Annotated in this window: 28 protein-coding genes; 27 read left to right on the top strand and 1 reads right to left on the bottom strand. The window is 35.5% G+C overall.

Going from position 1 to position 26,560, the window contains the following annotated elements:
• Positions 1 to 264 precede the first annotated feature (264 nt).
• The 9 genes from AC3WTI_RS28075 (at position 265) to rsmI (ending at position 6,766) form a co-directional block, all read left to right on the top strand.
• Positions 265 to 444: a sigma factor G inhibitor Gin gene (locus AC3WTI_RS28075; RefSeq protein WP_000842028.1), complete on the top strand. Its 180-nt coding sequence runs from the start codon at positions 265 to 267 to the stop codon at positions 442 to 444.
• Positions 445 to 516: 72 nt separating this feature from the next.
• The gene (locus tag AC3WTI_RS28070) at positions 517 to 1,938 is read left to right on the top strand and encodes an aminotransferase class I/II-fold pyridoxal phosphate-dependent enzyme (RefSeq protein WP_087959041.1); all 1,422 of its coding nucleotides are present in this window, start codon (positions 517 to 519) and stop codon (positions 1,936 to 1,938) included.
• A gap of 1 nt (position 1,939) precedes the next feature.
• On the top strand, positions 1,940 to 2,566 hold the full coding sequence (tmk, locus tag AC3WTI_RS28065) for a dTMP kinase (protein WP_087959042.1): 627 nt from the start codon (positions 1,940 to 1,942) through the stop codon (positions 2,564 to 2,566).
• Between the two features lie 36 nt (positions 2,567 to 2,602).
• Positions 2,603 to 3,586 (top strand): DNA polymerase III subunit delta', encoded by a 984-nt coding sequence (gene holB / locus AC3WTI_RS28060; RefSeq protein ID WP_000169570.1) that lies wholly within the window; start codon positions 2,603 to 2,605, stop codon positions 3,584 to 3,586.
• A gap of 5 nt (positions 3,587 to 3,591) precedes the next feature.
• The gene (locus AC3WTI_RS28055) at positions 3,592 to 4,419 is read left to right on the top strand and encodes a PSP1 domain-containing protein (protein ID WP_000272429.1); all 828 of its coding nucleotides are present in this window, start codon (positions 3,592 to 3,594) and stop codon (positions 4,417 to 4,419) included.
• 14 nt (positions 4,420 to 4,433) lie between these two features.
• Positions 4,434 to 4,784, top strand: coding sequence for a DNA replication initiation control protein YabA (gene yabA, locus AC3WTI_RS28050; RefSeq protein ID WP_000412056.1), 351 nt, complete (start codon positions 4,434 to 4,436; stop codon positions 4,782 to 4,784).
• A gap of 120 nt (positions 4,785 to 4,904) precedes the next feature.
• Positions 4,905 to 5,645 (top strand): tRNA1(Val) (adenine(37)-N6)-methyltransferase, encoded by a 741-nt coding sequence (locus AC3WTI_RS28045; protein WP_087959043.1) that lies wholly within the window; start codon positions 4,905 to 4,907, stop codon positions 5,643 to 5,645.
• On the top strand, positions 5,632 to 5,922 hold the full coding sequence (locus AC3WTI_RS28040) for a GIY-YIG nuclease family protein (RefSeq protein WP_048526382.1): 291 nt from the start codon (positions 5,632 to 5,634) through the stop codon (positions 5,920 to 5,922). Before AC3WTI_RS28045 ends, AC3WTI_RS28040 begins: the two co-directional genes overlap by 14 nt.
• Entirely contained in the window at positions 5,891 to 6,766 is an 876-nt protein-coding gene (gene rsmI, locus AC3WTI_RS28035; RefSeq protein WP_048526383.1) for a 16S rRNA (cytidine(1402)-2'-O)-methyltransferase, read from the top strand. The genes AC3WTI_RS28040 and rsmI overlap by 32 nt, the downstream gene beginning before the upstream one ends.
• A gap of 20 nt (positions 6,767 to 6,786) precedes the next feature.
• Here the strand turns inward: rsmI and abrB are convergent, their stop codons facing one another.
• Complete coding sequence (abrB, locus tag AC3WTI_RS28030; protein WP_000843036.1) at positions 6,787 to 7,071, bottom strand: transition state genes transcriptional regulator AbrB; 285 nt, start codon at positions 7,069 to 7,071, stop codon at positions 6,787 to 6,789.
• A gap of 520 nt (positions 7,072 to 7,591) precedes the next feature.
• Between abrB and metG the strand changes: the two genes are divergently transcribed.
• The 18 genes from metG to AC3WTI_RS27940 all read left to right on the top strand — a co-directional run bounded on the left by metG (position 7,592) and on the right by AC3WTI_RS27940 (position 26,555).
• On the top strand, positions 7,592 to 9,574 hold the full coding sequence (gene metG / locus AC3WTI_RS28025) for a methionine--tRNA ligase (RefSeq protein WP_097842066.1): 1,983 nt from the start codon (positions 7,592 to 7,594) through the stop codon (positions 9,572 to 9,574).
• A 166-nt stretch (positions 9,575 to 9,740) separates the two neighbouring features.
• Positions 9,741 to 10,508 (top strand): TatD family hydrolase, encoded by a 768-nt coding sequence (locus AC3WTI_RS28020; protein WP_087959045.1) that lies wholly within the window; start codon positions 9,741 to 9,743, stop codon positions 10,506 to 10,508.
• A 216-nt stretch (positions 10,509 to 10,724) separates the two neighbouring features.
• Complete coding sequence (rnmV, locus tag AC3WTI_RS28015; RefSeq protein WP_000692830.1) at positions 10,725 to 11,282, top strand: ribonuclease M5; 558 nt, start codon at positions 10,725 to 10,727, stop codon at positions 11,280 to 11,282.
• A complete protein-coding gene (gene rsmA / locus AC3WTI_RS28010; RefSeq protein ID WP_071758545.1) occupies positions 11,279 to 12,157 on the top strand; it encodes a 16S rRNA (adenine(1518)-N(6)/adenine(1519)-N(6))-dimethyltransferase RsmA in 879 nt (292 codons plus the stop codon). The genes rnmV and rsmA overlap by 4 nt, the downstream gene beginning before the upstream one ends.
• A 110-nt stretch (positions 12,158 to 12,267) precedes the next feature.
• On the top strand, positions 12,268 to 13,131 hold the full coding sequence (gene yabG, locus AC3WTI_RS28005) for a sporulation peptidase YabG (RefSeq protein WP_048526387.1): 864 nt from the start codon (positions 12,268 to 12,270) through the stop codon (positions 13,129 to 13,131).
• A 238-nt stretch (positions 13,132 to 13,369) separates the two neighbouring features.
• Positions 13,370 to 13,630, top strand: coding sequence for a biofilm formation stimulator Veg (gene veg / locus AC3WTI_RS28000; protein ID WP_000044347.1), 261 nt, complete (start codon positions 13,370 to 13,372; stop codon positions 13,628 to 13,630).
• A 91-nt stretch (positions 13,631 to 13,721) separates the two neighbouring features.
• Positions 13,722 to 13,901: an acid-soluble spore protein SspF gene (gene sspF, locus AC3WTI_RS27995; protein WP_001985066.1), complete on the top strand. Its 180-nt coding sequence runs from the start codon at positions 13,722 to 13,724 to the stop codon at positions 13,899 to 13,901.
• A 196-nt stretch (positions 13,902 to 14,097) separates the two neighbouring features.
• Positions 14,098 to 14,967, top strand: coding sequence for a 4-(cytidine 5'-diphospho)-2-C-methyl-D-erythritol kinase (gene ispE, locus AC3WTI_RS27990; protein ID WP_492304480.1), 870 nt, complete (start codon positions 14,098 to 14,100; stop codon positions 14,965 to 14,967).
• A 54-nt stretch (positions 14,968 to 15,021) separates the two neighbouring features.
• Positions 15,022 to 15,870 carry a pur operon repressor gene (purR, locus tag AC3WTI_RS27985; RefSeq protein ID WP_000702473.1) on the top strand — a complete coding sequence of 283 codons (849 nt, stop codon included), beginning with the start codon at positions 15,022 to 15,024 and terminating at the stop codon, positions 15,868 to 15,870.
• Positions 15,871 to 15,993: 123 nt separating this feature from the next.
• Positions 15,994 to 16,368, top strand: coding sequence for a RidA family protein (locus AC3WTI_RS27980; RefSeq protein WP_048526389.1), 375 nt, complete (start codon positions 15,994 to 15,996; stop codon positions 16,366 to 16,368).
• Between the two features lie 152 nt (positions 16,369 to 16,520).
• Complete coding sequence (gene spoVG, locus AC3WTI_RS27975) at positions 16,521 to 16,814, top strand: septation regulator SpoVG (protein WP_000454041.1); 294 nt, start codon at positions 16,521 to 16,523, stop codon at positions 16,812 to 16,814.
• Between the two features lie 321 nt (positions 16,815 to 17,135).
• Positions 17,136 to 18,515: a bifunctional UDP-N-acetylglucosamine diphosphorylase/glucosamine-1-phosphate N-acetyltransferase GlmU gene (gene glmU / locus AC3WTI_RS27970; protein WP_000071036.1), complete on the top strand. Its 1,380-nt coding sequence runs from the start codon at positions 17,136 to 17,138 to the stop codon at positions 18,513 to 18,515.
• An 18-nt stretch (positions 18,516 to 18,533) separates the two neighbouring features.
• Positions 18,534 to 19,487 (top strand): ribose-phosphate diphosphokinase, encoded by a 954-nt coding sequence (locus AC3WTI_RS27965; RefSeq protein ID WP_000107420.1) that lies wholly within the window; start codon positions 18,534 to 18,536, stop codon positions 19,485 to 19,487.
• Between the two features lie 72 nt (positions 19,488 to 19,559).
• Positions 19,560 to 20,120 carry an aminoacyl-tRNA hydrolase gene (gene pth / locus AC3WTI_RS27960; protein WP_001979768.1) on the top strand — a complete coding sequence of 187 codons (561 nt, stop codon included), beginning with the start codon at positions 19,560 to 19,562 and terminating at the stop codon, positions 20,118 to 20,120.
• Positions 20,121 to 20,190: 70 nt separating this feature from the next.
• Entirely contained in the window at positions 20,191 to 20,415 is a 225-nt protein-coding gene (locus AC3WTI_RS27955; protein WP_000399442.1) for an anti-sigma-F factor Fin, read from the top strand.
• Between the two features lie 105 nt (positions 20,416 to 20,520).
• A complete protein-coding gene (mfd, locus tag AC3WTI_RS27950; protein WP_098904037.1) occupies positions 20,521 to 24,051 on the top strand; it encodes a transcription-repair coupling factor in 3,531 nt (1,176 codons plus the stop codon).
• Positions 24,052 to 24,187: 136 nt separating this feature from the next.
• Complete coding sequence (gene spoVT, locus AC3WTI_RS27945; RefSeq protein WP_048526393.1) at positions 24,188 to 24,724, top strand: stage V sporulation protein T; 537 nt, start codon at positions 24,188 to 24,190, stop codon at positions 24,722 to 24,724.
• Positions 24,725 to 24,953: 229 nt separating this feature from the next.
• The gene (locus AC3WTI_RS27940) at positions 24,954 to 26,555 is read left to right on the top strand and encodes a putative polysaccharide biosynthesis protein (protein WP_097842064.1); all 1,602 of its coding nucleotides are present in this window, start codon (positions 24,954 to 24,956) and stop codon (positions 26,553 to 26,555) included.
• The last annotated feature ends 5 nt before the right edge of the window (positions 26,556 to 26,560 follow it).

Here is a 26,560-nt window from a genome sequence, read left to right as displayed (position 1 = left end):
ACACGGAAGTTAAGCTCTCTAGCGCCGATGGTAGTTGGGACCTTGTCCCTGTGAGAGTAGGACGTCGCCAAGCAACTAAAAACACAAGTCTTTTGACTTGTGTTTTTTTGTGTTTTTTAAACAGTATGTAAAAAGAAGTAATGGTAATACAAACACGTTGCCCAAGGATGAATCATATTATATAAGAAATTGATGTATATTTTTCTGTAAATTGTTAAGGAATAGAAGTATGAAATATGTCCATTTAAACAGGGAGGGAAGGATATGAAATCACAAAACGAAGTTTGTATTGTTTGTGAGACAGAAAGAAAAGAAGGAATATATGTTTATAATAATTTAATATGTTATGAATGTGAAAAGGACATGGTGAATACGGAGACAAATGATCCGAAGTATATATATTATTTAAAACAGCTTCGGAAATTAGAAGTATCATATTTTTAAATAGGCATATGCCTATTATTTTTTTTGTTCTGTATAATAAAGAAAGAATGAAATAATAAGGAAGAGATATAGATGAATCAAAATCGCATACCTTTATATGAGGCATTAATAGAGTTTAAAGAAAGAGGGCCGTTGTCCTTTCATGTTCCAGGTCATAAAAATGGTTTAAACTTCCCTCAGGAGGCAATAGAGGAGTTTAAAGACATATTATCTATCGATGTAACTGAGTTGTCAGGATTAGATGATTTACATAGTCCGTTTGAATGTATAGATGAGGCACAACAATTATTAGCTGATGTATATGGAGTCGAAAAAAGTTATTTTTTAATTAATGGTTCAACAGTCGGGAACTTAGCAATGATTTTGTCTTGCTGCGGGGAACATGATATTGTTCTTGTACAAAGAAACTGTCATAAATCAATTATTAATGGTTTAAAACTAGCAGGAGCAAATCCTATTTTTTTAGATCCATGGATTGATGAATCTTATAATGTACCGGTGGGAATTCATGATGAAATTATTAAGGAAGCAATTGAAAAGTATCCAAATGCGAAAGCACTCATTTTAACACATCCTAATTATTATGGTATGGGGATAGATTTAGAGGCAAGCATCGCTTATGCACATGCACATAAAATCCCCGTTTTAGTAGATGAAGCACACGGAGCTCATTTTTGTTTAGGCGGGGCATTTCCAAAGTCAGCGTTAGCATATGGTGCAGATATTGTAGTTCATTCTGCACATAAAACATTACCCGCGATGACAATGGGTTCCTATTTACATATAAATAGTCGCTTAGTGAAAGAAGAAAAAGTTTCTACTTATTTAAGTATGCTACAATCTAGTAGTCCGTCGTATCCAATTATGACCTCTCTTGATATTGCTCGTTTTACAATAGCGCGTATAAAAGAACAGGGACATGATGAAATCGCCGAATTTTTACAGGGATTTAAAGAAGCATTGCGTTCTATTCCACAAATAGCTATTTTACAATATCCATTACAAGACGAGTTAAAGGTTACCGTACAGACACGTTGTCAGTTATCAGGATACGAATTACAGTCTGTATTTGAAAAGGTCGGTATATATACAGAAATGGCAGATCCATATAATGTCTTATTTATATTGCCTTTGCAAGTAAATAAGGAGTATATGAAGGCTATAGAGATGATCCGAGTGGCATTGCAATCTTATGAGGCGAAAGACAAGAAGGAATCTATTCGTTATACTTATAAAGGAGAAATTTCTCCTTTACCGTATACATATAAGCAACTGGAAGGATATGAAACAAAAGTAGTATCTGTAGAAGAAGCAGTTGGGATGATAGCTGCGGAAATGGTAATTCCGTATCCACCTGGCATTCCATTGATTATGTATGGAGAAAGAATTACTTTAGAACATAAAGAGCAAATTATGTATTTAGAGAAAGCAGGCGCTCGTTTTCAAGGAAGTACGAAATACATGAAAGTGTATGATATAGAAAGTAGGTTTTAGGATGAAGGGATTATTTGTAACAATTGAAGGTCCAGAAGGCTCGGGTAAAACAACATTAATTCAAAGTTTATTGCCATACTTTGAACAAAAAGAAAAAAAGGTAATGGCGACGAGAGAACCAGGTGGTATTGCAATTTCTGAGGATATTAGAACGATTTTACATAAACAAGAGTATACGATGATGGAAGCACGTACAGAGGCGTTGTTATATGCTGCAGCACGTAGACAGCATTTAGTAGAAAAGGTTATGCCAGCACTTAATGAGGATTACCTTGTATTATGTGATCGTTTTATAGATAGCTCTTTAGCGTATCAAGGATATGCAAGAGGATTAGGTATGGATAAAGTATTTGAAATAAATCGCTTTGCAACAGAAGACTGTATGCCTAGTTTAACAATTTACTTAGATATTGAGCCAGAAGTTGGCTTAGCTCGAATTGCAAAAGATGCAGGACGTGAAGTGAATCGACTAGATATGGAAGATATCACTTTCCATAAACGTGTGCGCGAAGGATATTTACAAGTTGTAGAACGTTTCTCAGATCGTATTGTATTAGTAAATGCCGATCAGCCAATGGAAAAACTTATAGAAGAAGTTATTCAGGTTATAGAAGATAAATTGTTATAATAGAAGGAAAGAATTGAAATAAGTGAGGTATGCATTATGACGAAGACGTGGGAGCAGCTTTCTGCTATACAACCCATCGGTGTAAAAATGTTGATGAATAGCATTGCAAAAGAGCGTATATCCCACGCTTACTTGTTAGAAGGAGGGAAAGGGACAGGAAAGTTTGCGACTGCAATTCAAATGGCAAAGAGTTTCCTCTGTTCTCAGCGGAATGGGGTAGAACCTTGTCATGTATGTACAAATTGTAAGCGAATTGATTCAGGTAACCACCCGAACTTACATATTGTAAAACCAGACGGATTATCTATTAAGAAGCAGCAAATTCATGATTTACAAGAAGAGTTTTCAAAAACAGGATTAGAAGCAAATAAAAAAGTATATATTATTGAGCACGCAGACCGTATGACGGCAAATGCAGCGAATACACTTTTGAAATTTTTAGAAGAACCAAGTAGTGATACAACAGCTATTTTACTTACTGAACAAAGTCATCAAATTTTAAATACGATTTTATCTCGCTGTCAAGTTGTTACATTTAGACCTTTACCAACGGAATCTTTAATTAGAAGATTACAGGATGAAGGTATTACGGCATCTTTATCGACACTTGCTGCACAGCTCACGAATAGTTTTGATGAAGCTTTAGCTTTATGTAGTGATGAATGGTTTGCACAAGCACGAGCTTTAGTGATAAAATTATGTGAAGCGCTCGAAAAAGATAAAGCCTCTATTTTTTTTGTACAAGAAAAATGGGGAAAACACTTTGGAGAGAAAGAGCAATTACAGCAAGGTTTAGATATGTTACTCCTTATTTATAAGGATTTATTATATGTTCAACTTGGAGAAGAAGATCGTCTTGTTTTTCATGAGCAGAAAGAGATGTTTGAATCTTTCTCCTACGCTCAGAAGCGCATTGTATCAGCTCTCTTTAATATATTAGAGGCAAAAAATAGAATCAACGCTAATGTAAATGCGCAGCTTGTGTTCGAACAGTTAGTGTTGCGGTTGCAGGAGGGATGACCGTTTTGTATGATGTAGTAGGTGTTCGCTTTAAGAAGGCCGGAAAGGTGTATTACTTTGATCCAAATCAGTTCGATATCTCTGAAAATGAGTTTGTAATTGTAGAAACGGTAAGAGGTATTGAATACGGAAAAGTAGTTATTACCAAAAAGCAAGTTGATGAAAACGACGTTGTATTACCGCTAAAAAAGGTTATTCGTATTGCAAATGAAAATGATCGTACCATTGTTGAAGAGAACAAACATGCTGCGAAAGAAGCATATCAAGTTTGTCAGCAAAAGGTAGTAGAACATAATCTTGATATGAAACTTGTAGATGTAGAGTATACGTTCGATCGCAATAAGATTATTTTCTACTTTACTGCGGATGGTCGGATTGATTTCCGTGAACTAGTGAAGGACTTAGCGGCAATTTTTAGGACAAGAATTGAACTAAGACAAATTGGTGTTCGTGATGAAGCGAAGATGCTTGGTGGTATTGGTCCATGTGGTCGTATGCTTTGTTGTTCTACTTTTTTAGGAGATTTTGAACCTGTATCCATTAAGATGGCAAAGGATCAAAATTTATCATTAAATCCTGCAAAAATCTCTGGTTTATGTGGTCGCTTAATGTGTTGCTTAAAATATGAGAACGATGAATATGAGGCAGCAAAGGAACAACTTCCTGATTTAGATCAACGTATACAAACCCCGCATGGTACTGGCCGTGTTATCGGATTAAATATTTTAGAAAGATTAATTCAAGTGGAACTAGTAGACAAGGAACGGATAGTAGAATATACGTTAGATGAGTTAGTGAATAAAGGGGTCGTTTCGAGTCAAACCACAGATTAATGAGGTGGGTGCTTGTGGAGAAAAAAGATATTTTTGCATCGGTTTCTAGTATGGAAGAGCAAATTGGACATTTATACAAACAGTTGGGCGAATTAAAACAACATCTTGCAGAGTTGTTGGAAGAAAACCAACATATAAAAATGGAAAATGAAAATTTGCGACACCGCTTTGAAGAAGTGCAGATTAAAGAAAAACAAAAAACTCAAAAACGTAAAGAAGTGAAGCCGAAGACAGATATTGGTGAAGGCTACGATAATTTAGCAAGACTATATCAAGAAGGTTTTCATATTTGTAATCTGCATTATGGAAGTGTACGTAAAGAGGGAGATTGTTTATTCTGCCTGTCATTTTTAAATAAAAAGTGAAATTACCTTTCCAATGATAATTGGAAAGGTAATTTTTTATACATGAGAGTAGAATGAAATATGTTTTTTATTAGTTGAAGATGAAATAGGGTAGGTTAAGTGTAAGAAAAGGAGTAACATATGAATTTATATGAAGATGAACGTTTAGATTACTTATTAGCACAAGAGTTAAAGATTATACAAAGCCCGTCAGTATTTAACTTTTCGTTAGATGCTGTTTTACTTGCAGATTTTGCTTGGGTACCAATTCAAAAAGGTAATTTACTTGATTTGTGTACAGGTAATGCAGTTGTGCCCCTTCTATTAAGTACAAGAACGAAAGGGAATATTACTGGCGTGGAAATTCAAGAACGCTTATATGATATGGGAATAAGAAGTGTTCAATATAATAAGTTGGAAGAAAGAATTAACTTAATACATGGGGATTTGAAAGATATGCCGGGGAAACTTGGACGTCATCAATATGATGTTGTCACATGTAATCCGCCTTATTTCCAAACGCCTGCAACTTCTGAAAAAAATATGAATGAACATTTAGCGATAGCTCGTCATGAAATTATGTGTACATTAGAGGATGTTGTATCTGCAAGTAGTCAGCTAGTAAAGCAAGGTGGGAAAGTAGCATTTGTACATCGCCCAGGTCGTTTACTAGACATTGTTACATTAATGCGTAAATACAAAATTGAACCAAAGCGTGTACGATTTGTGTATCCTAAGGTAGGAAAAGAAGCGAATACATTGTTAATTGAAGGAATTAAGGACGGAAATGCCGATCTGAAAATATTGCCACCTCTTTTTGTATATGAAGAAAATAATGAATATACAAAGGAGATTCGTTCTATTTTATATGGAGAAGAATAAGCATTGTTTTTATGTAGTAGAGTGCTCTGATGGAAGTTATTATGCTGGATATACAAATCATATAGAGAAGCGGATTGAGACCCATAATGGCGGAAAAGGGGCTAAGTATACGCGTGCTAGACTTCCTGTTGTTTTAAAATACGTAGAATTTCATGAAGATAAACGTACAGCTATGCAAGCAGAGTATTATTTTAAGCAATTAAATAGAAAACAAAAAGAAGAATATATGCAAAAAGGAGAACGCTATGTGGCAACAAAAAAGCTTTCAACAAAATGAAAAGGGAGTTTTATATTTAGTACCAACTCCTATTGGAAATTTAGAAGATATGACATTTCGTGCAATTCGAATTTTAAAAGAAGCTGATTTAATTGCTGCTGAAGATACGAGACAAACGAAAAAACTTTGTAATTATTTTGAAATTGAGACGCCTGTGATGAGTTACCACGAGCATAATAAGGAAGTAAGTGGAAAGAAAATATTAGAGAAGCTAGACGAAGGGAAGACTGTAGCACTTGTTAGTGATGCTGGTATGCCGTGTATTTCCGATCCAGGTTACGATATTGTTGTAGAGGCTGTAACGGAACAGTATCATGTAATCCCGCTTCCTGGGGCAAATGCAGCCCTTACAGCATTAATTGCATCAGGTCTTGAAACAAAACAGTTTTATTTCTATGGTTTTTTACAAAGAAATAAAAAAGAAAGAAAATTGGAGTTAGAGAAGCTTCGTTATGTACAAACTACAATGATGTTTTATGAAGCGCCTCACCGCCTGGATGATACTTTAATCTCGATGCAAGAAGTGTTGGGAAATAGAGAAATTGTATTATGTCGAGAGTTAACGAAAAAATTCGAGGAATTTATTCGAGGAACAGTCGAAGAAGCCATTGAGTGGACGAAACAAAATGAAGTTCGTGGTGAGTTTTGTATTTTAGTAGCTGGATCAACAGAAGAACCTGCTCCAGAAGAACAATGGTGGGAATCTATTTCAGTATATGATCATATTGAACATTATATAAATGAAAAAGGGATGAATTCAAAAGAGGCGATAAAAACAGTCGCGAAAGATCGAGATTTGTCGAAACGCGATGTATATCAAATCTATCATGTCGATAAAAAATAAGCTTCTCATAATTGAGAAGCTTATTTTGCTGTTTCGATATAATCTTGAAGTTCGTTTAAGATTTGCTCAGCGCCTTCTTTGCTTAAGATAATTTTACCTTCAGCTAAAGATAGGTTACCATCAGATACTTCACCAGTTACTTGGCAAGTCATGTTTGGCTTATATTTTTTTAAGATGATTTTCTCGTCATCAACGTAGATTTCAAGAGCATCCTTTTCTGCAATACCTAAAGTACGGCGTAATTCGATTGGAATTACTACACGACCTAATTCATCAACTTTACGAACGATACCAGTAGATTTCATAATTCTTTTCCTCCTAAAGAAATAGTTTATAAGTTTCGAGTCTATTTTCTAGATTCGTCATTTTTCGACAAAATACCCTATGGACATATGATACCAATCATTTACATTTCCGTCAATTCTTAAATTCTATATTTTTTAAAAAGATTTATAGATTTCTTACTTCTTATATATAATAGAATGTGAGTAATTTCTACTATTATTTCACTCTATTTTCAGAAAAATTTATAAATTATAAGTGAGGACTGTATATTTTCTTGAAATATGAGTAATAGATGATAAAGGTATCAAGTATTAACTCGTTTTTATCCCGCATTAATAAGCGGTAAGGTTTTAAATTTAAAATTCGGCTGGAGCAAATAGGTTAACTAGGATCCGGATTGCTCGTAAAAGCCCGATTGGTGCAGGCTAATAATCCACGGGAATGAACAAAACCCCTTACAGATTAAAGTTTCACTTTATATATAAGTTTTTGATATACTATTTATAAATACATATGAGGTTATCCGGGAGGTCCAAAACAATGACAGAGGAAAACAAATCCTTTTATATTACTACCCCAATTTATTATCCAAGTGGAAAATTACACATTGGACATGCTTATACAACAGTAGCAGGAGATGCAATGGCACGATATAAGCGTATGCAAGGATATAATGTTCATTATTTAACAGGAACTGATGAGCATGGACAGAAAATCCAAAAGAAAGCAGAAGAATTAAACGTTACACCACAAGCATATGTGGATAACATCGTTGCAGGAATTAAAGAACTTTGGGAGAAGATGGATATCTCTTATGATGATTTTATTCGTACAACGGAAGATCGTCATAAAGATGTTGTTGAAAAAATCTTCAAACAACTAGTAGATCAAGGTGATATTTACCTTGATGAATATGAAGGTTGGTATTCCGTACAAGATGAGACATTCTATACGGAGCATCAATTAGTAGATCCAATTATGGAAGGTGACAAAGTAGTTGGAGGAAAAAGTCCAGATAGTGGTCATGATGTAGAACTTGTTCGTGAAGAATCTTATTTCTTTAGAATGGGTAAATACGTCGACAGACTATTAAAATTCTATGAAGATAACCCGCATTTCATTCAGCCAGAATCTCGTAAGAATGAAATGATTAATAACTTCATTAAACCAGGCTTAGAAGATTTAGCAGTTTCTCGTACTTCATTTGACTGGGGAGTTCGTGTTCCAGGTAACCCAAAACACGTTATTTACGTATGGGTTGACGCATTATCTAACTACATTACAGCATTAGGTTATGGAACAGAAAATGAAGAGATGTATAAGAAGTTCTGGCCGGCAGACGTGCATTTAGTTGGAAAAGAGATCGTTCGTTTCCATACAATTTATTGGCCAATCATTTTAATGGCATTAGATTTACCTCTTCCGAAAAAAGTCTTTGCTCACGGTTGGATTTTAATGAAAGATGGAAAGATGAGTAAGTCAAAAGGAAATGTAGTAGATCCAGTTACATTAATTGATCGTTACGGATTAGATGCATTACGTTACTACTTACTTCGTGAAGTTCCATTCGGATCAGATGGCGTATTCACACCAGAAGGATTTGTGGAGCGTATTAATTTCGACTTAGCAAATGACTTAGGTAACTTATTAAATCGTACAGTAGCTATGATTGATAAGTACTTTAACGGAGAAATCCCTGCATTTAAAGCAAATGTAACGGAATTCGATGAAACGTTAGTAACATTTGCGCAAGATACATTGAAAAAAGTAGAAGAAGCAATGGAGAATATGGAATTCTCTGTAGCACTAAGCTCAATTTGGCAATTGGTTAGCCGTACGAATAAATATATTGATGAAACACAACCATGGGTACTAGCAAAAGATGAGAATGATCGTGAGAAGTTAGCTTCTGTAATGGCTCATTTAGCAGAGGTACTTCGTCAAACGGGTATTATGCTTATGCCATTCTTAACAGTAGCACCAAGCAAGATGTTCGCTCAGCTTGGCCTTACTGAAGAAGCACATACATCTTGGGAAAGCCTATCTACAATTGGCTGCATTCCAGCTGGAACAAAAGTAGAAAAAGGAAACCCAATTTTCCCTCGTTTAGAAATGGAAGTAGAGGTAGCGTACATTAAAGAACAAATGAAAAGTTCTGCTCCTAAAGTGGAAGAGAAAAAAGAAGAAGAACCGAAGGCAGAAGAAATTACAATTGATGATTTCTTTAAAGTAGAATTACGCGTAGCTGAAGTACTATCTGCTGAACCTGTGAAAAAAGCAGACAAGTTGTTAAAAATTCAACTAGACTTAGGCACAGAAAAGCGTCAAGTTGTTTCTGGAATTGCCAAATTCTATTCACCAGAAGACCTAAAAGGTAAAAAGGTTATTTGTGTAACAAACTTAAAACCTGTAAAATTACGCGGTGAATTATCACAAGGTATGATTTTAGCGGGTGAAGAGAATGGCGTATTGTCATTAGCATCAATTGATCAAAATCTACCAAATGGTACAAAAATCAAGTAATTAAGACAAGAAAAGAGATGTTTCACGTGTAACATGTGTGAAGCGTCTTTTTTCTTTTTACACTCTCAATTTTTGCATTAAGATTGTAGTATTGTTATCGTTAAGTTATGAAAAAGCTTATTTTTGTGGAATAAACTTGATTTCAATATAAAAGGAGTTATGTATTATGTTGTTTGATACACATTCACATTTGAATGCAGAGCAATTTGAAGAAGATTTACAAGAAGTTATTGCCCGAATGAAAGAAGCGGGAGTTACGTATACAGTTGTTGTTGGTTTTGATGAGATAACGATAAAAAAGGCGATTGAATTAGCTGAAGCCTATGATTTTATTTACGCTGCGGTTGGATGGCATCCAGTTGATGCAATCGATATGACAGAAGAACATTTAGCATGGTTAGAAGAACTTGCTTCTCATCCTAAAGTCGTTGCACTTGGAGAAATGGGCTTAGATTATCACTGGGATAAGTCCCCAAAAGAAATACAGAAAGAAGTATTCCGTAAACAAATTGCATTAGCGAAAAAGGTGAACTTGCCGATTATTATACATAACCGCGATGCAACTCAAGATATTGTTGATATTCTAGAAGAAGAGAATGCAGCTGAAGTAGGAGGTATTATGCATTGCTTTAGCGGCAGCGTAGAAGTGGCAGAGCGATGTGTTGATATGAACTTTTTAATTTCTTTAGGCGGACCAGTTACATTTAAAAACGCTAAGAAGCCGAAAGAAGTTGCTGCGGAGATCCCGTTAGAAAAATTATTAATAGAGACGGATTGTCCTTATTTAACACCGCATCCATTTCGAGGGAAACGAAATGAACCAAGTTATGTAAAACTCGTAGCAGAAGAAATTGCGAACTTAAAAGGAATTTCTTATGAGGAAGTAGCAGAAATAACAACAAAAAATGCAAAAGCTTTATTTGGTGTTGAATAAAAAGGAGTGGGAGAACCCATTCTTTTTTTATTTTTATAAAAAAGTAGCAGGCGTGATAGAGAAAATACGGTCAAATAAGGAAGTTTTACAATAAGGAGAGAGAACAAAGTTTTGGACATTCTATTTTTTAAAATGTAAGAATGGGGAAAATAATAATGGAAAAGTCGTCATTTTTTTGTTTTACTAAGTAGAGACGAAACGAGTGTGGAGGCAAGCATGAAAATTAAAGAGATTATCGTTGTAGAGGGTAAAGATGATACAGTTGCGATTAAGCGTGCTGTTGATGCGGATACAATTGAAACGAACGGTTCAGCAATCGGTGATCATGTTATTGAGCAAGTTAAATTAGCGCTGCAAAAAAGAGGCGTTATTATTTTTACAGATCCGGATTATCCTGGAGAGCGTATTCGAAAAATTATTTCTGATAAGGTGCCTGGATGTAAACATGCTTTTTTACCGAAAGAAGAAGCACTTGCTAAAAGGAAAAAAGGTGTCGGAATTGAACATGCTTCTAATGAATCAATTCGCCGTGCTTTAGAGAATATACATGAAGAAATGGAAGCTTATACAAGTGAAATTAGTTGGAGCGATCTAGTCGATGCAGGTTTAGTGGGCGGAGAAATGGCGAAGAGTCGCAGAGAAAGAATGGGTAAGCTATTAAAGATTGGTTATACAAACGCAAAACAGTTACATAAACGTTTACAAATGTTTCAAGTCTCAAAAGAATCATTTGCAGAAGCTTATAAGCAAGTCATACAGGAGGAAAGAAAATGAAGGATATCGCAACGCCAAATCGTACGAAAGACATTGTTGAAAAGTATGGATTTTCATTCAAAAAAAGTTTAGGACAAAATTTCTTAATTGATACGAATGTATTAAATCGTATCGTTGATCACGCTGAAATTGGACCAGAAAGTGGTGCAATTGAAATTGGACCAGGTATAGGTGCATTAACAGAACAATTAGCGAAGCGTGCTAAAAAAGTTGTGGCTTTTGAAATCGATCAAAGATTATTACCGATCTTAGATGAGACGTTAGCTCCATATGGCAACGTTACAGTTATTAATAAAGATGTACTAAAGGCAGATGTACACGAGGTGTTTAGCGAGCAATTTGAAGAAGGGCAAGATGTAATGGTAGTAGCTAACTTACCATACTATATTACAACGCCAATTTTATTTAAATTGCTAGAAGAGAAATTACCGGTTCGTGGATTTGTTGTTATGATGCAAAAAGAAGTTGGGGATCGTTTAGCTGCTAAACCTGGAACGAAAGAGTATGGTTCTTTATCAATTGCTATTCAGTATTATACAGAGGTAGAAACAGTTATGACTGTGCCGCGTACAGTGTTTGTACCACAACCAAATGTTGATTCTGCAATTATCCGTCTCCTAAAGCGTCCGAAACCAGTTGTAGAAGTAACAGATGAGACTTTCTTCTTTGAAGTAGTACGAGCAAGTTTTGCACAGCGTCGTAAAACGTTAATGAATAATTTATCAAATAATTTAAATGGTTTCCCGAAAGATAAAGAACTGCTGGATCGAATTTTAACAGAGGTAGGAATTGATCCAAAACGAAGAGGCGAGACGTTATCTATCGAGGAATTTGCAACATTAAGTAACGCATTAGTTCTTCATAAATTATCATAAGAATATAAAAGGGACAGTTCAACTTGAACTGTCCCTTTTGTCACCTTTCCCCTCCTACATTCATACTTTAAAAACAGGTAAGATGGCCTAACGAGTTTGGAGGTAGGAGAATGGCTTTACATGTTGGAGAATTAGTGGAACGATATTCTCATAATAGGGATATCCTTTTTCGTATTATAGAAATAAAAGGCGAGATAGCTATATTGTTTGGTGAAGAAATTAGATTGGTGGCAGATGCGCCACTTGAAGATTTAATTAGTATAGATCAACGAGAACACAAAAAGAGAGCAAAGCGTGAGAAAGAAACAATGGAGCGCACGTATCGTTTGTTTCAACAAGATTATGTATTAATGAAACAAAGGCATGAACACACCTCAACTGGTGGATATACAAGTGAGGTGAATTATTTTCAAATGCCGGGACGTGTATTGCATATAGATGGAGACCCATTATATTTGCGCAAGTGTCTAGACTTATATAATAAAATTGGTGTTCCTGTACAAGGTATTCATTGTAAAGAAACAGAGATGCATGAAAAGGTAGTAGATTTAATAGACCATTTTCGTCCGGACATCTTAGTAATCACAGGGCACGATGCATATACAAAAGCAAAAGGAGTAAAGGGAGATTTAGCGGCATATAGGCATTCAAGGCATTTTGTACAGGCTGTTCGAGAAGTGCGAAAAAAATATCCATCACTAGATCAACTCGTTATTTTTGCTGGGGCATGTCAATCACACTTTGAAGCGTTAATTCGAGCTGGTGCTAATTTTGCTAGTTCCCCATCTAGAATTAATATTCACGCACTAGATCCTGTATATGTGGTTGGTAAAATTAGTTTTACTTCATTTATGGAGAGAGTCAATGTATGGGACGTTGTACGTAATACGATTACTGGCGAAAAGGGACTTGGTGGCATTGAGACGAGAGGCATTTTACGAACCGGATTACCCTTTCAACATTATGAAGAATAAGCAAGGTGCATATGTATCTTGCTTTTTTATGTGGAAAGGATTTAAATCAGCTTGGATAAAAAGAGACAAGAACGCACAAACTACATAATGATACTTTTACAATATAGTATTTCTTCTATCTATTCGAACGCATAATGCTTTTATAATGATATTGTCTGTGAGTTGCGGTTAATAATTGGGATAGATATATCGTGTTTTAAGTGTTCAATCTAAATTACAGCGAGGTGTAACGAAGTATATGTCAAAACGTTTAGATGAAATTAAAAGCGAATTAGATCACCATCTTGGACAGAGACTGATGTTAAAGGCAAACAGTGGGAGAAGAAAAACGGTAGAACAATCAGGTGTACTTGCAGAAACGTATCGTTCTGTTTTTGTTGTACAACTGGATCAGCAAGAAGACGCGTTGCAACGTGTATCGTATAGCTATGCGGATGTTTTAACAGAGACAGTAGAATTAACATTTTATGGTGACCCTCATAATGAAGTGATTTTATAATTCATGTATCGTTACATATATTCCCACAAATGAAAAGCTATATTATTTTGCATACTAATTATACCGTAGCAAAATAAGGAGGGACTCTGCATTGAGTAGACGAAGAGGTGTCATGTCAAATCAATTTAAAGAAGAGCTTGCAAAAGAGCTAGGCTTTTATGATGTTGTTCAGAAAGAAGGCTGGGGCGGAATTCGTGCGAAAGATGCTGGTAACATGGTGAAACGTGCTATAGAAATTGCAGAACAGCAATTAATGAAACAAAACCAGTAGTTGTAAGATACTTTCTATGCTACGGTAGCCGAGGAGTGATTCCTCGGCTTTTTGTACTATAAAAGGTGCCATCATTTTACATAAGTAGTTTCATTCTGAATGCTTTTCGTTATAATTAGGGAAGTGTCATCGTCTTACTATAAATTTATGGTAAAATAAACGATAAAAGATTGAGTACATAGAGTGGGTGAATAGATTGAAGCTACTAGTGAAAGCACCAGCAAAGATTAATCTGTCGTTAGATGTACTGGGAAAAAGACAAGACGGATATCATGAAGTGAAAATGATTATGACAACAATTGATTTAGCGGATCGTTTAGAACTAATGGAATTAGCAGAAGACCGTATTGAAATTTTATCCCATAATCGGTATGTCCCAGACGACCAAAGAAATTTAGCTTATCAAGCAGCGAGATTATTAAAAGAGAAGTTTAATGTGAAAAAAGGCGTATCTATTACTATTGAAAAAACGATTCCAGTAGCAGCTGGATTAGCAGGTGGAAGTAGTGATGCAGCAGCGACATTACGTGGCCTTAATAAATTATGGAATTTAGGGCTTACAATTGATCAAGTAGCAGAGCTTGGCGCAGAAATTGGATCAGATGTATCGTTTTGCGTATATGGTGGGACAGCAATTGCCACTGGAAGAGGAGAACAAATTGAGCACATAAAAACTCCACCTTCTTGTTGGGTTATTTTAGCAAAACCCCATATTGGTGTATCTACTGCTGATGTGTATGGGAATTTAAAATTAAATCGAGTTACACATCCGGATGTAGATAAAATGGTTGATGTCATAAATGCCGGGGATTACAAAGGGATTTGTGATACTGTTGGTAACGTTTTAGAAGATGTAACGTTTGCGATGCATCCTGAAGTTGCACGTATTAAGGCACAGATGAAGCGATTTGGGGCGGATGCTGTTTTAATGAGTGGAAGTGGTCCAACTGTATTTGGTCTTGTGCACCATGATTCGCGAATGCATCGTATATATAACGGATTAAAAGGATTTTGTGAACAAGTATACGCAGTACGTTTATTGGGAGAGCGAGAAACGCTTGAATAAAGACGTATAATACGTTATGATTTGTTTAGAATATTCGTGATTTGAGGTGAGAGTATGAAAATTAGACGAAGTACAAGATTAGTCGATATGACGTATTACTTGTTACAAAACCCTCGTCAGCTAGTTTCTCTCACTTTTTTTGCTGAAAGGTATCAATCAGCTAAGTCTTCTATTAGTGAAGATTTAGTTATTATTAAGCAAACGTTTGAACAACAAGGGGTCGGCACATTGCAAACGATACCAGGAGCAGCAGGAGGAGTGAAATATATACCGTATATAAGTGAGGAAGAGGCAGATCTAATTATTGGTGAGCTTTGTAGCTTATTTGAGAATCCAGATCGTATTTTGCCTGGTGGTTACTTATATATGACAGATCTTTTAAGTAATCCTCGTCATATTAATGGCGCAGGTCGTTTGTTTGCTTCTGTTTTTGCTAGGCAACCAATTGATGCAGTTATGACGGTGGCAACAAAGGGAATTCCACTTGCTTATGCAGTGGCGAATTACTTAGATGTACCGGTAGTAATTGCAAGGAAAGACAATAAGGTAACAGAAGGTCCAACTGTTAGTATTAACTATGTATCAGGTTCTTCTAAGCGCATTCAAACAATGACGCTAGCGAAGCGTAGCCTTCCAGAAGGATCAAATGTTTTAATTATTGATGACTTCATGAAAGCTGGCGGAACCATTCAAGGTATGATGAGTATGTTAGAAGAGTTTAAAGCTAATGTTGTTGGTATTGGTGTATTAGTAGAGTCCACAGATATTGAAGAAAGACTAATTAATAACTTTGTATCATTAATTCGTTTATCAGAAGTTGATGTGAAAGAAAAAGCGATTCAAGTGGAAAAGGGAAATTATTCACTGGCACCATTTGATGAAGGGCTTGTAGAGGCTGAGTAAAAAGGTAAAGCAAATAGCTTTATCTTTTTTTTATTCTATTTATAAATTATAAAATAGATGGACAAACTGCTTTTCGTGCACTATTTTTAAAGAGTAAAAATAAATAATAAAAGGGTGACAGATATGAAAGTTGTTCAAACAAACAATGCACCACAAGCAATTGGACCATATTCACAAGGGATTATTGTAAATAATATGTTCTACAGCTCAGGACAAATTCCGTTAACTGCAGGTGGAGAGCTTGTAGCAGGAGATGTAACAGTACAAACAGAGCAAGTATTTCAAAACTTACAAGCAGTATTAGAAGAAGCGGGTGCTTCATTTGATACAGTAGTAAAAACAACAGTATTCTTAAAAGATATGGATGATTTTAATGCTGTTAATGAAGTATATGGCTCTTATTTCTCTGCTCATAAGCCAGCTCGTTCTTGTGTACAAGTAGCAAAATTACCGAAAGATGTTTCAGTTGAAATTGAGGTAATTGCCCTAGTTAAGTAATTCTTTGTAAGCGATAACCTCCGCAAATCTCTATATTCAATTACATTAAAAATTTTTATCTTAAAAATTTTTAAAAAATTAAAGGGAAAATAGAAATTTTGTGGAATTTATACAAATATATCGCTTATTTAGAAAAGGGTGGTGAACACAAGATGGAAGTGACTGACGTAAGATTACGCCGCGTAAACACAGAAGGCCGCATGAGAGCAATTGCCTCTATTACTCTAGACCATGAATTTGTTGTTCATGATATTCGTGTAATTGATGGTAATAATGGATTATTTGTAGCAATGCCAAGTAAACGTACTCCAGATGGAGAGTTCCGTGACATTGCACATCCAATTAATTCTGGTACACGCTCTAAAATTCAAGATGCGGTTTTAACAGAGTATCATCGTTTAGGCGAGTTAGAAGAGGTTGAGTTTGAAGAAGCGGGTGCTTCGTAAAATTCGAATGAAAAGGGCTTTTTAGAGAAAGCCCTATAATTTTGCAACAAACTCCTGTAAGCATTTACAGGGGTTTGTTTTTTGTGTTTATACATATGTTTAATTTAGAAAATTCTAAAATAAACAAAAGAAAAGGGGAAACTTCTAATTTTTTCAAAATGATTTTAAATAGTATAGCTTATTTCTTAAAAAAGATACTAAAGAGTAAAACATCTTATAAGAATTATGGTAAAATTTAATAGTTAAAATGTGTTTCTTGAAATATATGATGATTTAGGATAATATCGTTAATGGATAAATAGGTTGCGATGGAGGGTCTATATGTCAAACAGATTTGCAGTGATTCTAGCTGCAGGTAAAGGCACACGTATGAAGTCTAAGCTATACAAAGTGCTTCATCCTGTATGTGGAAAACCTATGGTACAACATGTTGTCGATCAAGTATCTCAATTAGGATTGCAGAAACTTGTAACAGTCGTAGGACATGGTGCTGAAATGGTACAAGAACAGCTAGGGAACGTAAGTGAGTTTGCATTACAAGCAGAACAACTTGGTACAGCACATGCTGTAGATCAAGCTGCAAGTGTACTTGCAAATGAAGAAGGAACAACTTTAGTTATTTGTGGCGATACGCCGCTAATAACTGCTGAAACGATGGAAGCATTGCTTCAGCAACATAAAGAAGCAGGGGCAATGGCAACGGTGCTAACAGCTTACATAGAAGAACCTGCTGGATATGGTCGTATCGTTCGTAATGAGAATGGTCATGTTGAAAAGATTGTTGAGCATAAGGATGCAAATGAGAAAGAATTAGCTATTAAAGAAATCAATACAGGTACGTATTGTTTTGATAATAAAGCTTTATTCGCTTCACTTTCTAAAGTTTCAAATGATAACGTACAAGGTGAATATTACCTGCCAGATGTTATTGAGATTTTAAAAAATGAAGGTCATATTGTATCGGCTTATCAAACAGAGCACTTCGATGAAACGTTAGGTGTTAACGACAGAGTCGCTCTATCGCAAGCGGAAATTATTATGAAAAACCGTATCAACCGAAAGAACATGGTAAATGGTGTTACAATTATCGATCCAAGTAACACGTATATTTCTGCTGATGCAATTATCGGTAGTGATACAGTTCTTCATCCAGGAACAATTATTGAGGGAAACACTGTAATTGGTTCTGATTGTGAAATTGGACCGCATACAGTAATTCGCGATAGTGAAATTGGAGATCGTACGACAATTCGTCAATCTACTGTACATGATAGTAAACTTGGTACAGAAGTATCGGTTGGTCCATTTGCACATATTCGCCCAGATTCAGTTATTGGAGATGAAGTACGCGTTGGAAACTTCGTGGAAATCAAAAAAACTGTATTTGGTAATAGAAGTAAAGCTTCACACTTAAGTTATATCGGGGATGCGCAAGTTGGAGAAGACGTGAATCTTGGTTGTGGTTCAATTACGGTGAACTATGACGGTAAGAATAAATTCAAAACTGTGATTGGTAACGGGGTATTTATTGGATGTAATTCAAACCTTGTTGCTCCTGTAACAGTTGAAGATGGTGCTTATGTGGCAGCAGGCTCTACAATTACAGAGAATGTTCCATCAAAAGCATTATCTGTAGCACGTGCACGTCAAGTTAACAAAGAAGACTATGTTGATCAATTGCTGAATAAGAAAAAATCATAATGTGGAGGGTTAATCTAGATGTCGACTCAATATCTAAATTCTAATTTGAAAGTATTCTCTTTAAACTCTAATAAGGAACTTGCTGAGCAAATTGCAAAGCACATTGGAGTAGGACTAGGAAAATGTTCTGTTGATCGTTTTAGTGATGGAGAAGTTCAAATTAACATTGAAGAAAGTATCCGTGGTTGCGATGTATTCATTATTCAATCTACAAGCTTCCCAGTAAACGAACATATCATGGAATTACTTATTATGATCGATGCATTAAAACGTGCATCTGCAAAAACAATTAATATTGTTATTCCTTACTATGGTTATGCGCGTCAAGACCGTAAAGCGCGTTCTCGTGAACCAATTACATCGAAACTTGTAGCAAACTTGCTTGAAACAGCAGGTGCAACTCGTGTAATCACTCTAGATTTACATGCTCCACAAATTCAAGGGTTCTTTGATATCCCAATCGACCACCTAATGGGTGTACCGATTCTTTCAGATTACTTTGAAACAAAAGGTCTTAAAGATATCGTAATCGTGTCACCTGATCACGGTGGAGTAACTCGTGCTAGAAAAATGGCAGATCGCCTGAAAGCACCAATCGCTATTATCGATAAGCGTCGTCCTCGTCCAAACGTATCAGAGGTAATGAATATTATCGGTAATATTGAAGGTAAAACAGCAATTTTAATTGATGACATCATTGATACAGCTGGTACAATTACATTAGCAGCAAACGCTCTTGTTGAGAACGGTGCTTCTGAAGTATATGCTTGCTGTACACACCCAGTATTATCTGGTCCAGCAATTGAGCGTATCCAAAATTCAAATATTAAAGAGTTAGTTGTAACGAACTCTATCGTATTACCAGAAGAGAAGAAGATCGACAAAGTACATGAACTTTCAGTTGCTCCACTAATCGGAGAAGCAATCATTCGTGTATACGAAGAAGAATCTGTAAGTGTATTATTCAATTAATTGGATAGAATGAGACGTAACCAAGATTGGTTACGTCTTTTCGTATCGAAAAAAGAAAGTAGTGGTACAAGAATGAAATTGATAGTAGGACTTGGGAACCCGGGTAGAGAATATGAATTAACAAGGCATAATATTGGATTTATGGCAATTGATGAACTTGCAAAGCGTTGGAATATTTCTTTAAACGAACAAAAATTTAAAGGAGTATTTGGTGCAGGGTTTGTTAATGGGGAAAAAGTAATCTTATTAAAGCCACTTACATATATGAATTTATCTGGGGAAAGCATTCGTCCACTTATGGATTACTACAAAATTGATGTAGAGGACTTCGTTGTTCTGTACGATGATTTAGACATCCCAGTAGGTAAATTACGCCTTCGTATGAAAGGTAGTGCTGGTGGACATAATGGTGTGAAATCAACAATTTCACATTTAGGAACACAAGAGTTTCAACGTATCCGCATGGGAATTGATCGTCCGAAAAATGGAATGAAGGTAGTGGATTATGTATTAGGACGTTTTACATCAGAAGAAATTCCTGATGTTAATCATTCTATTGAAAAAGCAGCGGATGCATGTGAAGAATGGTTAAATAAACCTTTTCTTCAAATTATGAATACTTTCAATAGTTAAGGATATGATTGAGAATATTTTGCTTTATTTTTACCCATACTAGCAGTAATTGGATTTTTAGGAGGCTAGTATGGAAGGGTATTATTATTGCAGACATTGCGGGAGCAATGTAGGCTCCGTTACTGCAGAAAAAGTGTATAGCGACGTTTTATTTCAACTAACAGAGCAAGAAGTAGTAGAGATGATTCATTTTCATGAGAATGGAAATATATATATACAAACGATTTGTGAATCGTGTCAAGAAACGCTCGCATCTTATCCTGAGTATTATGAATATGAAAAATTTCTGCAATAAAATGTTGTCGCTTTGGCATGTCCAAAGCATTTTTCTGTTTTCTTTTTCCGAAATATTTGCATAAAATATAGTGGCTTGCTCTTTATGTTGAGAGGGGTTTTGAAAATGATAGGTTTATTAGAGCAGTTTTATAAAAATGAAGAGATCCAATCGGTTATTAATGGATTAGAAGATGGTTTAAAAGAACAACTTGTATCAGGTATGGCAACCTCTTCTCGTTCGTTATTAATGGCGGCCTTATATAAAAAAACAAAAAAATCACAACTTATTGTGACGCATAATTTATATCAAGCACAAAAAGTACATGAAGATTTAGTGGCGTTACTTGGTGAAAAAGATGTGTGGCTATACCCAGTAAATGAATTGATAGCATCAGAACTTGGTGTTGCAAGCCCAGAATTGAAGGCACAACGCATTGAAGTATTAAATCGTTTAGCTGCAGGAGAGAATGGGATTATTGTAGCACCAGTTGCGGGGTTACGCAGATTTTTACCAATGAAAGAATTGTGGAAGCAAAGGCAAATCGAAATCAGTCTAGGGCAAGAGATTGATTTAGATACATTCTTGCATACTTTACACCATATTGGCTATGAGCGTAAGTCGATGGTAGAAGCTCCTGGGGAATTTAGTTTGCGCGGGGGGATATTAGATATTTATCCACTAACTGAAGAGTTACCAGTTCGTATTGAATTCTTCGACACGGAAGTCGATTCTATTCGATTATTCGATGTGGATGAACAGCGCTCTCAAGATAAAAAAGAAAGTGTTAGATTTGGTCCAGCAACGGAGTTTTTATTTTCACAGGAAGAATTAAAGTCGGGAGTTAAGCGTCTTGAGGAAGGCTTGACTAAGACGATGCAAAAACTTTCCGATGATAAATTGAAGACTACAGTGCTTGAAACGGTAAGTCATGAAATTGAGATGTTGAAAAACGGGCAAAGTATAGAACAGATGTTTAAATATTTATCTATTTTCTATAACGAACCTGCTAGTCTGATAGATTATTTACCAGAAGATGGTGTTGTAATTTTAGATGAGATTTCCCGTATTCAAGAAACAGCATCACATCTTGAAACGGAAGAAGCGGAATGGTATATATCACTTCTTGGTGAGGGAACGATTATTCAAGATCTATCCTTCTCCCATTCGTTTGAAGAATTTCTTCATCATAAAAAAAGAAGCTTTGTATATTTAACGTTATTCTTACGTCATATAGCACATACACATCCGCAAAATATTGTGAATGTAACATGTAAAACGATGCAAGATTTCCATGGACAGATGCAGTTGTTGAAAACTGAAATTGATAGATGGAACGAAGGGCATTTTACGACGGTTGTGCTCGGCACAGATGATGAACGTGTAAAAAAACTACAACATATTTTAAGTGATTATGATATTGAGGCGGATATTGTAGAGGGCACAGATATATTATTGCCTGGAAGGTTACAAATTGCTGTAGGTGATTTACATGCAGGATTTGAAATGCCGATGCAAAAACTTGTTGTTATTACTGAAAAAGAGCTTTTTCATAAGAAAGTTAAAAAATCACAACGCAAGCAAAAGTTATCTAATGCTGAACGCATTAAAAGTTATTCTGAATTAAAAGTTGGGGATTATGTAGTCCATGTAAATCATGGTATAGGTAAATTTTTAGGTATCGAGACATTAGAGATTAATGGTGTTCATAAAGATTATTTAAATATTAAATACCAAGGCAATGATAAGTTATACGTTCCAATTGAACAAATTGATCAAGTGCAAAAATATGTAGGATCTGAAGGAAAGGATCCGAAAGTTTATAAACTGGGCGGAAATGATTGGAAGAAAGTCAAAACGAAGGTTGAAAAATCTGTACAAGATATTGCCGATGACCTAATTAAACTATATGCCGAGCGCGAAGCTTCAAAGGGTTATGCATATACGCCAGATACGGCAGAACAACAAGAATTTGAGTCTTCTTTCCCGTATCAAGAGACAGAGGATCAATTACGTTCTATTGAAGAGATTAAAAAGGATATGGAACGCGGACGTCCAATGGATAGGCTTCTTTGTGGTGATGTAGGATATGGAAAAACGGAAGTGGCTATTCGTGCGGCATTTAAGGCAATTATGGATGAAAAACAAGTTGCAATTTTAGTGCCGACAACGATCCTTGCACAACAACACTATGAAACAATTCGAGAGCGTTTTCAAGATTATCCAATCAATATAGGATTGTTAAGTAGATTCCGTACGAGAAAACAGCAAAATGAAACGATTAAGGGCTTAAAAGATGGCACGGTAGATATTGTAATCGGAACGCATCGTATTTTATCTAAAGATGTTACTTATAAAGATTTAGGTCTTCTTATTATTGATGAAGAACAAAGATTTGGTGTAACGCATAAAGAAAAAATTAAACAATTAAAAGCGAATGTTGACGTATTAACATTAACGGCAACCCCGATTCCACGTACGCTCCATATGTCTATGCTTGGTGTGCGTGATTTATCTGTTATTGAGACACCGCCGGAAAATCGTTTCCCAGTTCAAACGTATGTAGTAGAGTATAATCCAGCATTAATACGAGAAGCGATAGAACGAGAGCTTGCAAGAGGTGGTCAAATTTACTTCCTATACAATCGTGTAGAGGACATCGAACGAAAAGCAGATGAAATTTCGATGTTAGTTCCAGACGCGCGTGTAACGTATGCGCATGGGAAAATGAATGAGAGTGAATTAGAGTCTGTTATGCTATCGTTTTTAGAAGGGCAGCATGATGTTCTTGTAAGTACAACGATTATTGAGACGGGTGTAGATATTCCGAATGTAAATACATTAATTGTATTTGATGCAGACCGTATGGGATTATCGCAGTTGTATCAGCTTCGTGGACGTGTTGGACGTTCTAACCGTGTTGCGTATGCATACTTTGCATACAAACGAGATAAAGTGTTATCGGAAGTTGCGGAGAAGCGTCTGCAAGCCATTAAAGAGTTCACAGAGCTTGGATCAGGTTTCAAAATTGCAATGCGAGACTTATCCATTCGTGGTGCAGGTAACTTATTAGGGGCCGAACAACATGGATTTATTGATTCTGTCGGATTTGATTTGTATTCTCAAATGTTGAAAGATGCAATTGAACAACGTAGAGGAACAGACGGAGTTGAAAATACCGTTAATGTTGAAATTGATTTAGAAGTCGATGCATATTTACCTGATGCTTATATTTCAGATAGTAAACAAAAAATTATGATGTATAAACAATTTAGAGGTGTTTCTGCAATTGAGGATATTGAAGAGTTGCAGGAAGAGATGATAGATAGATTTGGTGATTACCCACAAGAAGTTGGTTACTTATTGCAAATTGCAAATATTAAAGTATTGGCAATGAAAGAACAAATTGAATTAATTAAGCAAAATAAATTTGAAGTAACTATTCTATTCTCAGAACAAGCGAGTCAAAATATTGATGGCGGAAAATTATTTATGCTCGGAAATAGTTTTGGACGTATGATTGGTCTAGGAATGGAAGGATCACAATTGAAAATCGTCATGAAAACAAATGGCTTAGAGACATCGAAGTGGTTAACAATTGCTGAAAATTTATTAAAAGGCTTGCCAGAAGTAAAAAAAGAAGTCATAAATGCCTAATATTAGATAAAAAAATACAATTCGACGTGCATAGAAGAACTAATGTGTAAAATACTATGTCTAACAGTTGGTGATTTTTACATGAACAGGTAAATTCACCACTTTGATCATCAGTAGAAAGTGAGGCAGCATTAGAATGAAAGCAACTGGAATCGTACGTCGAATTGATGATTTAGGTAGGGTAGTAATCCCGAAGGAAATTCGTAGAACTTTACGTATTCGAGAAGGGGACCCACTAGAAATATTTGTTGATCGCGATGGAGAAGTAATTTTAAAGAAATACTCTCCAATTAGCGAATTAGGTGATTTTGCAAAAGAATATGCAGATGCTTTATATGATAGCTTAGGACATAATGTACTTGTATGCGATCGAGATTCTATTATCGCAGTATCAGGTGTATCAAAAAAAGAATACTTAAATAAAAGCGTTGGCGATCTAATTGAAAAAACGATGGAAGAAAGAAAGTCCGTTATTATGACGGATGAAAGTGAAATTTCCATTATCGATGGTGTAACAGAAAAGGTTCATTCTTATACAGTTGGACCGATTGTTGCAAATGGAGATCCAATTGGAGCTGTTATTATCTTTTCGAAAGAAGCTATTATAAGTGAAATTGAGCATAAAGCAGTTAATACTGCTGCAAGTTTCTTAGCGAAACAAATGGAACAGTAAGGGTTTATAATTTTAGAAGTAGCAATCTTTCCTAATTATGATATTTCTTCTTGAGAAATCAATTATTTGGAGATATATGTATATTGAATGAAGGTAGCGCTTTGCTACCTTTTTTCGTTGAACATTTCTAGCGTGCACGAACGTATGATTACTCCTGTAGGTAAGGAAGCTTGTCCTTTTCTTTATGATATAATACGAGGGGTGAGAATAGAAAAAGGAGTTTTCTTGTATGGAATCGAAGAAGTATCAAGCCTTTTGGCGTGGGGCTATTATATTAACAATAGCAAGTTTTGTTACAAAGGTATTAAGCGCCTTTTACCGTATTCCATATCAAAATATAGCGGGTGACATTGGTTTTTATATTTATCAACAAATATATCCGTTTTATGGATTTTGTTTAATTTTAGCTACTTATGGGTTCCCCATTATAATTTCAAAAATGGTTGCGGAACGATTAGAACGAGGGGAAAAGCAAGAAGCAGAAGAAATTATTTGTGTATCTTTTTGGTTTTTATTAGGGATTGGTTTCATAGGATTCTTTATATTGTTCTTTGGTGCCGAAGCAATTGCAACAGCTATGGGTGATATATATTTAGATAAGCTATTGCGTGTTATTTCCTTTTCATTCCTATTGATGCCGTTTTTATCTGTAGCAAGAGGATATTTTCAAGGGTTCAATAATATGATGCCTACGGCTGTTTCGCAAGTAATAGAACAAACGATTCGCGTTTCTATTATTGTATTTTTATCCTTATTCCTAATTGCTCACGGATTTGATTTATATACAGTTGGTGCAGGTGCTATGTTAGGTTCAATTGCAGGCGGGCTGATTGGGATTATCGTACTTGTACTTTATATGCGTCATGATTTTCGTTCTATATTCTTTAAAAGTGTAAAAAGAATTAGAGGGAAAAAGAAAATCATTAAAATCCTGTTTTGGCAGGGATTGGCGATTTGTATTAGTAACTTAGTACTTATTTTTATACAAATGGCTGATTCAGTTTCTTTCTATTCGTTACTCATTGGTGCAGGAGAGCAAGCTGAAAACGCAAAGGTGCTAAAAGGTGTGTATGACAGAAGTATCCCACTTATGCAATTAGGTACTGTCGTGACAACTTCTTTCTCGTTGTCGCTTATTCCAATTATTACAGCGGCGAAGGAAAGAGGAGATCTTACCTTTATTCAAGAAAAGGTAAAGTTAGCAATGAAAATAACATTTGTTATTGGATTTGCAGCAGCCATTGGATTAACTTGTATTATTCAACCTACGAATATTATGCTGTTTGAAAATAGTGATGGGTCAGATGTTTTATCCATTTTATCTTTATCTATTTTATTTAGTTCATTGTCGATTACAACTGCTTCTATTTTGCAAGGGTTAGGACAAACGTTAAAACCAGCAATATTCGTTATATTTGGGGGTTGTTTAAAGTTAGCTTTAAATTATATATTAATGCCGTATTTTGGTGTGAAGGGAGCTGCAATTGCAACGCTAGTTGCGTTAATTGTAATTTCTATTCTAAATAGTGCGTTACTTATGCGAGCTGTATCCGAATCACTTATCGATAAGCGTAATATGTTAGGTGTAGTTATTAGTGGTATCGGTATGGGATTTGTATTAATAATGTTTATGCGTGTATTGCAAATGTCTGGGTTAGTAATTGATACAGAACATAGAGGAATCGCGACACTTGAGGCGTTGTTAGGTGTAGCTATCGGCGGATTAGCATATATGTTTTTAATTTTAAAATTACGTGTATTTACAAAAGTGGAAATAGGAACCGTTATGAAAAAAGAGAAAAAAGAAAGTTCATTGAAGAAGAGTGGATAGAGGTG

The organism is Bacillus sp. EB106-02-03-XG38, from assembly GCF_058792175.1.
The sequence above is the reverse complement of the archived record's forward strand: the minus strand, read 5'-3'. Positions and strand labels throughout refer to the sequence as shown.

Bases quoted from the DNA above. Each gene is read 5' to 3' on its own strand.
- AC3WTI_RS28075 (WP_000842028.1), top strand. From the start codon at position 265: ATGAAATCACAAAACGAAGTTTGTATTGTTTGTGAGACAGAAAGAAAA.
- AC3WTI_RS28070 (WP_087959041.1), top strand. From the start codon at position 517: ATGAATCAAAATCGCATACCTTTATATGAGGCATTAATAGAGTTTAAA.
- tmk (WP_087959042.1), top strand. From the start codon at position 1,940: ATGAAGGGATTATTTGTAACAATTGAAGGTCCAGAAGGCTCGGGTAAA.
- holB (WP_000169570.1), top strand. From the start codon at position 2,603: ATGACGAAGACGTGGGAGCAGCTTTCTGCTATACAACCCATCGGTGTA.
- AC3WTI_RS28045 (WP_087959043.1), top strand. From the start codon at position 4,905: ATGAATTTATATGAAGATGAACGTTTAGATTACTTATTAGCACAAGAG.
- AC3WTI_RS28040 (WP_048526382.1), top strand. From the start codon at position 5,632: ATGGAGAAGAATAAGCATTGTTTTTATGTAGTAGAGTGCTCTGATGGA.
- rsmI (WP_048526383.1), top strand. From the start codon at position 5,891: ATGTGGCAACAAAAAAGCTTTCAACAAAATGAAAAGGGAGTTTTATAT.
- abrB (WP_000843036.1), bottom strand. From the start codon at position 7,071: ATGAAATCTACTGGTATCGTTCGTAAAGTTGATGAATTAGGTCGTGTA.
- metG (WP_097842066.1), top strand. From the start codon at position 7,592: ATGACAGAGGAAAACAAATCCTTTTATATTACTACCCCAATTTATTAT.
- AC3WTI_RS28020 (WP_087959045.1), top strand. From the start codon at position 9,741: ATGTTGTTTGATACACATTCACATTTGAATGCAGAGCAATTTGAAGAA.
- rnmV (WP_000692830.1), top strand. From the start codon at position 10,725: ATGAAAATTAAAGAGATTATCGTTGTAGAGGGTAAAGATGATACAGTT.
- rsmA (WP_071758545.1), top strand. From the start codon at position 11,279: ATGAAGGATATCGCAACGCCAAATCGTACGAAAGACATTGTTGAAAAG.
- yabG (WP_048526387.1), top strand. From the start codon at position 12,268: ATGGCTTTACATGTTGGAGAATTAGTGGAACGATATTCTCATAATAGG.
- veg (WP_000044347.1), top strand. From the start codon at position 13,370: ATGTCAAAACGTTTAGATGAAATTAAAAGCGAATTAGATCACCATCTT.
- purR (WP_000702473.1), top strand. From the start codon at position 15,022: ATGAAAATTAGACGAAGTACAAGATTAGTCGATATGACGTATTACTTG.
- AC3WTI_RS27980 (WP_048526389.1), top strand. From the start codon at position 15,994: ATGAAAGTTGTTCAAACAAACAATGCACCACAAGCAATTGGACCATAT.
- spoVG (WP_000454041.1), top strand. From the start codon at position 16,521: ATGGAAGTGACTGACGTAAGATTACGCCGCGTAAACACAGAAGGCCGC.
- glmU (WP_000071036.1), top strand. From the start codon at position 17,136: ATGTCAAACAGATTTGCAGTGATTCTAGCTGCAGGTAAAGGCACACGT.
- AC3WTI_RS27965 (WP_000107420.1), top strand. From the start codon at position 18,534: ATGTCGACTCAATATCTAAATTCTAATTTGAAAGTATTCTCTTTAAAC.
- pth (WP_001979768.1), top strand. From the start codon at position 19,560: ATGAAATTGATAGTAGGACTTGGGAACCCGGGTAGAGAATATGAATTA.
- AC3WTI_RS27955 (WP_000399442.1), top strand. From the start codon at position 20,191: ATGGAAGGGTATTATTATTGCAGACATTGCGGGAGCAATGTAGGCTCC.
- mfd (WP_098904037.1), top strand. From the start codon at position 20,521: ATGATAGGTTTATTAGAGCAGTTTTATAAAAATGAAGAGATCCAATCG.
- spoVT (WP_048526393.1), top strand. From the start codon at position 24,188: ATGAAAGCAACTGGAATCGTACGTCGAATTGATGATTTAGGTAGGGTA.
- AC3WTI_RS27940 (WP_097842064.1), top strand. From the start codon at position 24,954: ATGGAATCGAAGAAGTATCAAGCCTTTTGGCGTGGGGCTATTATATTA.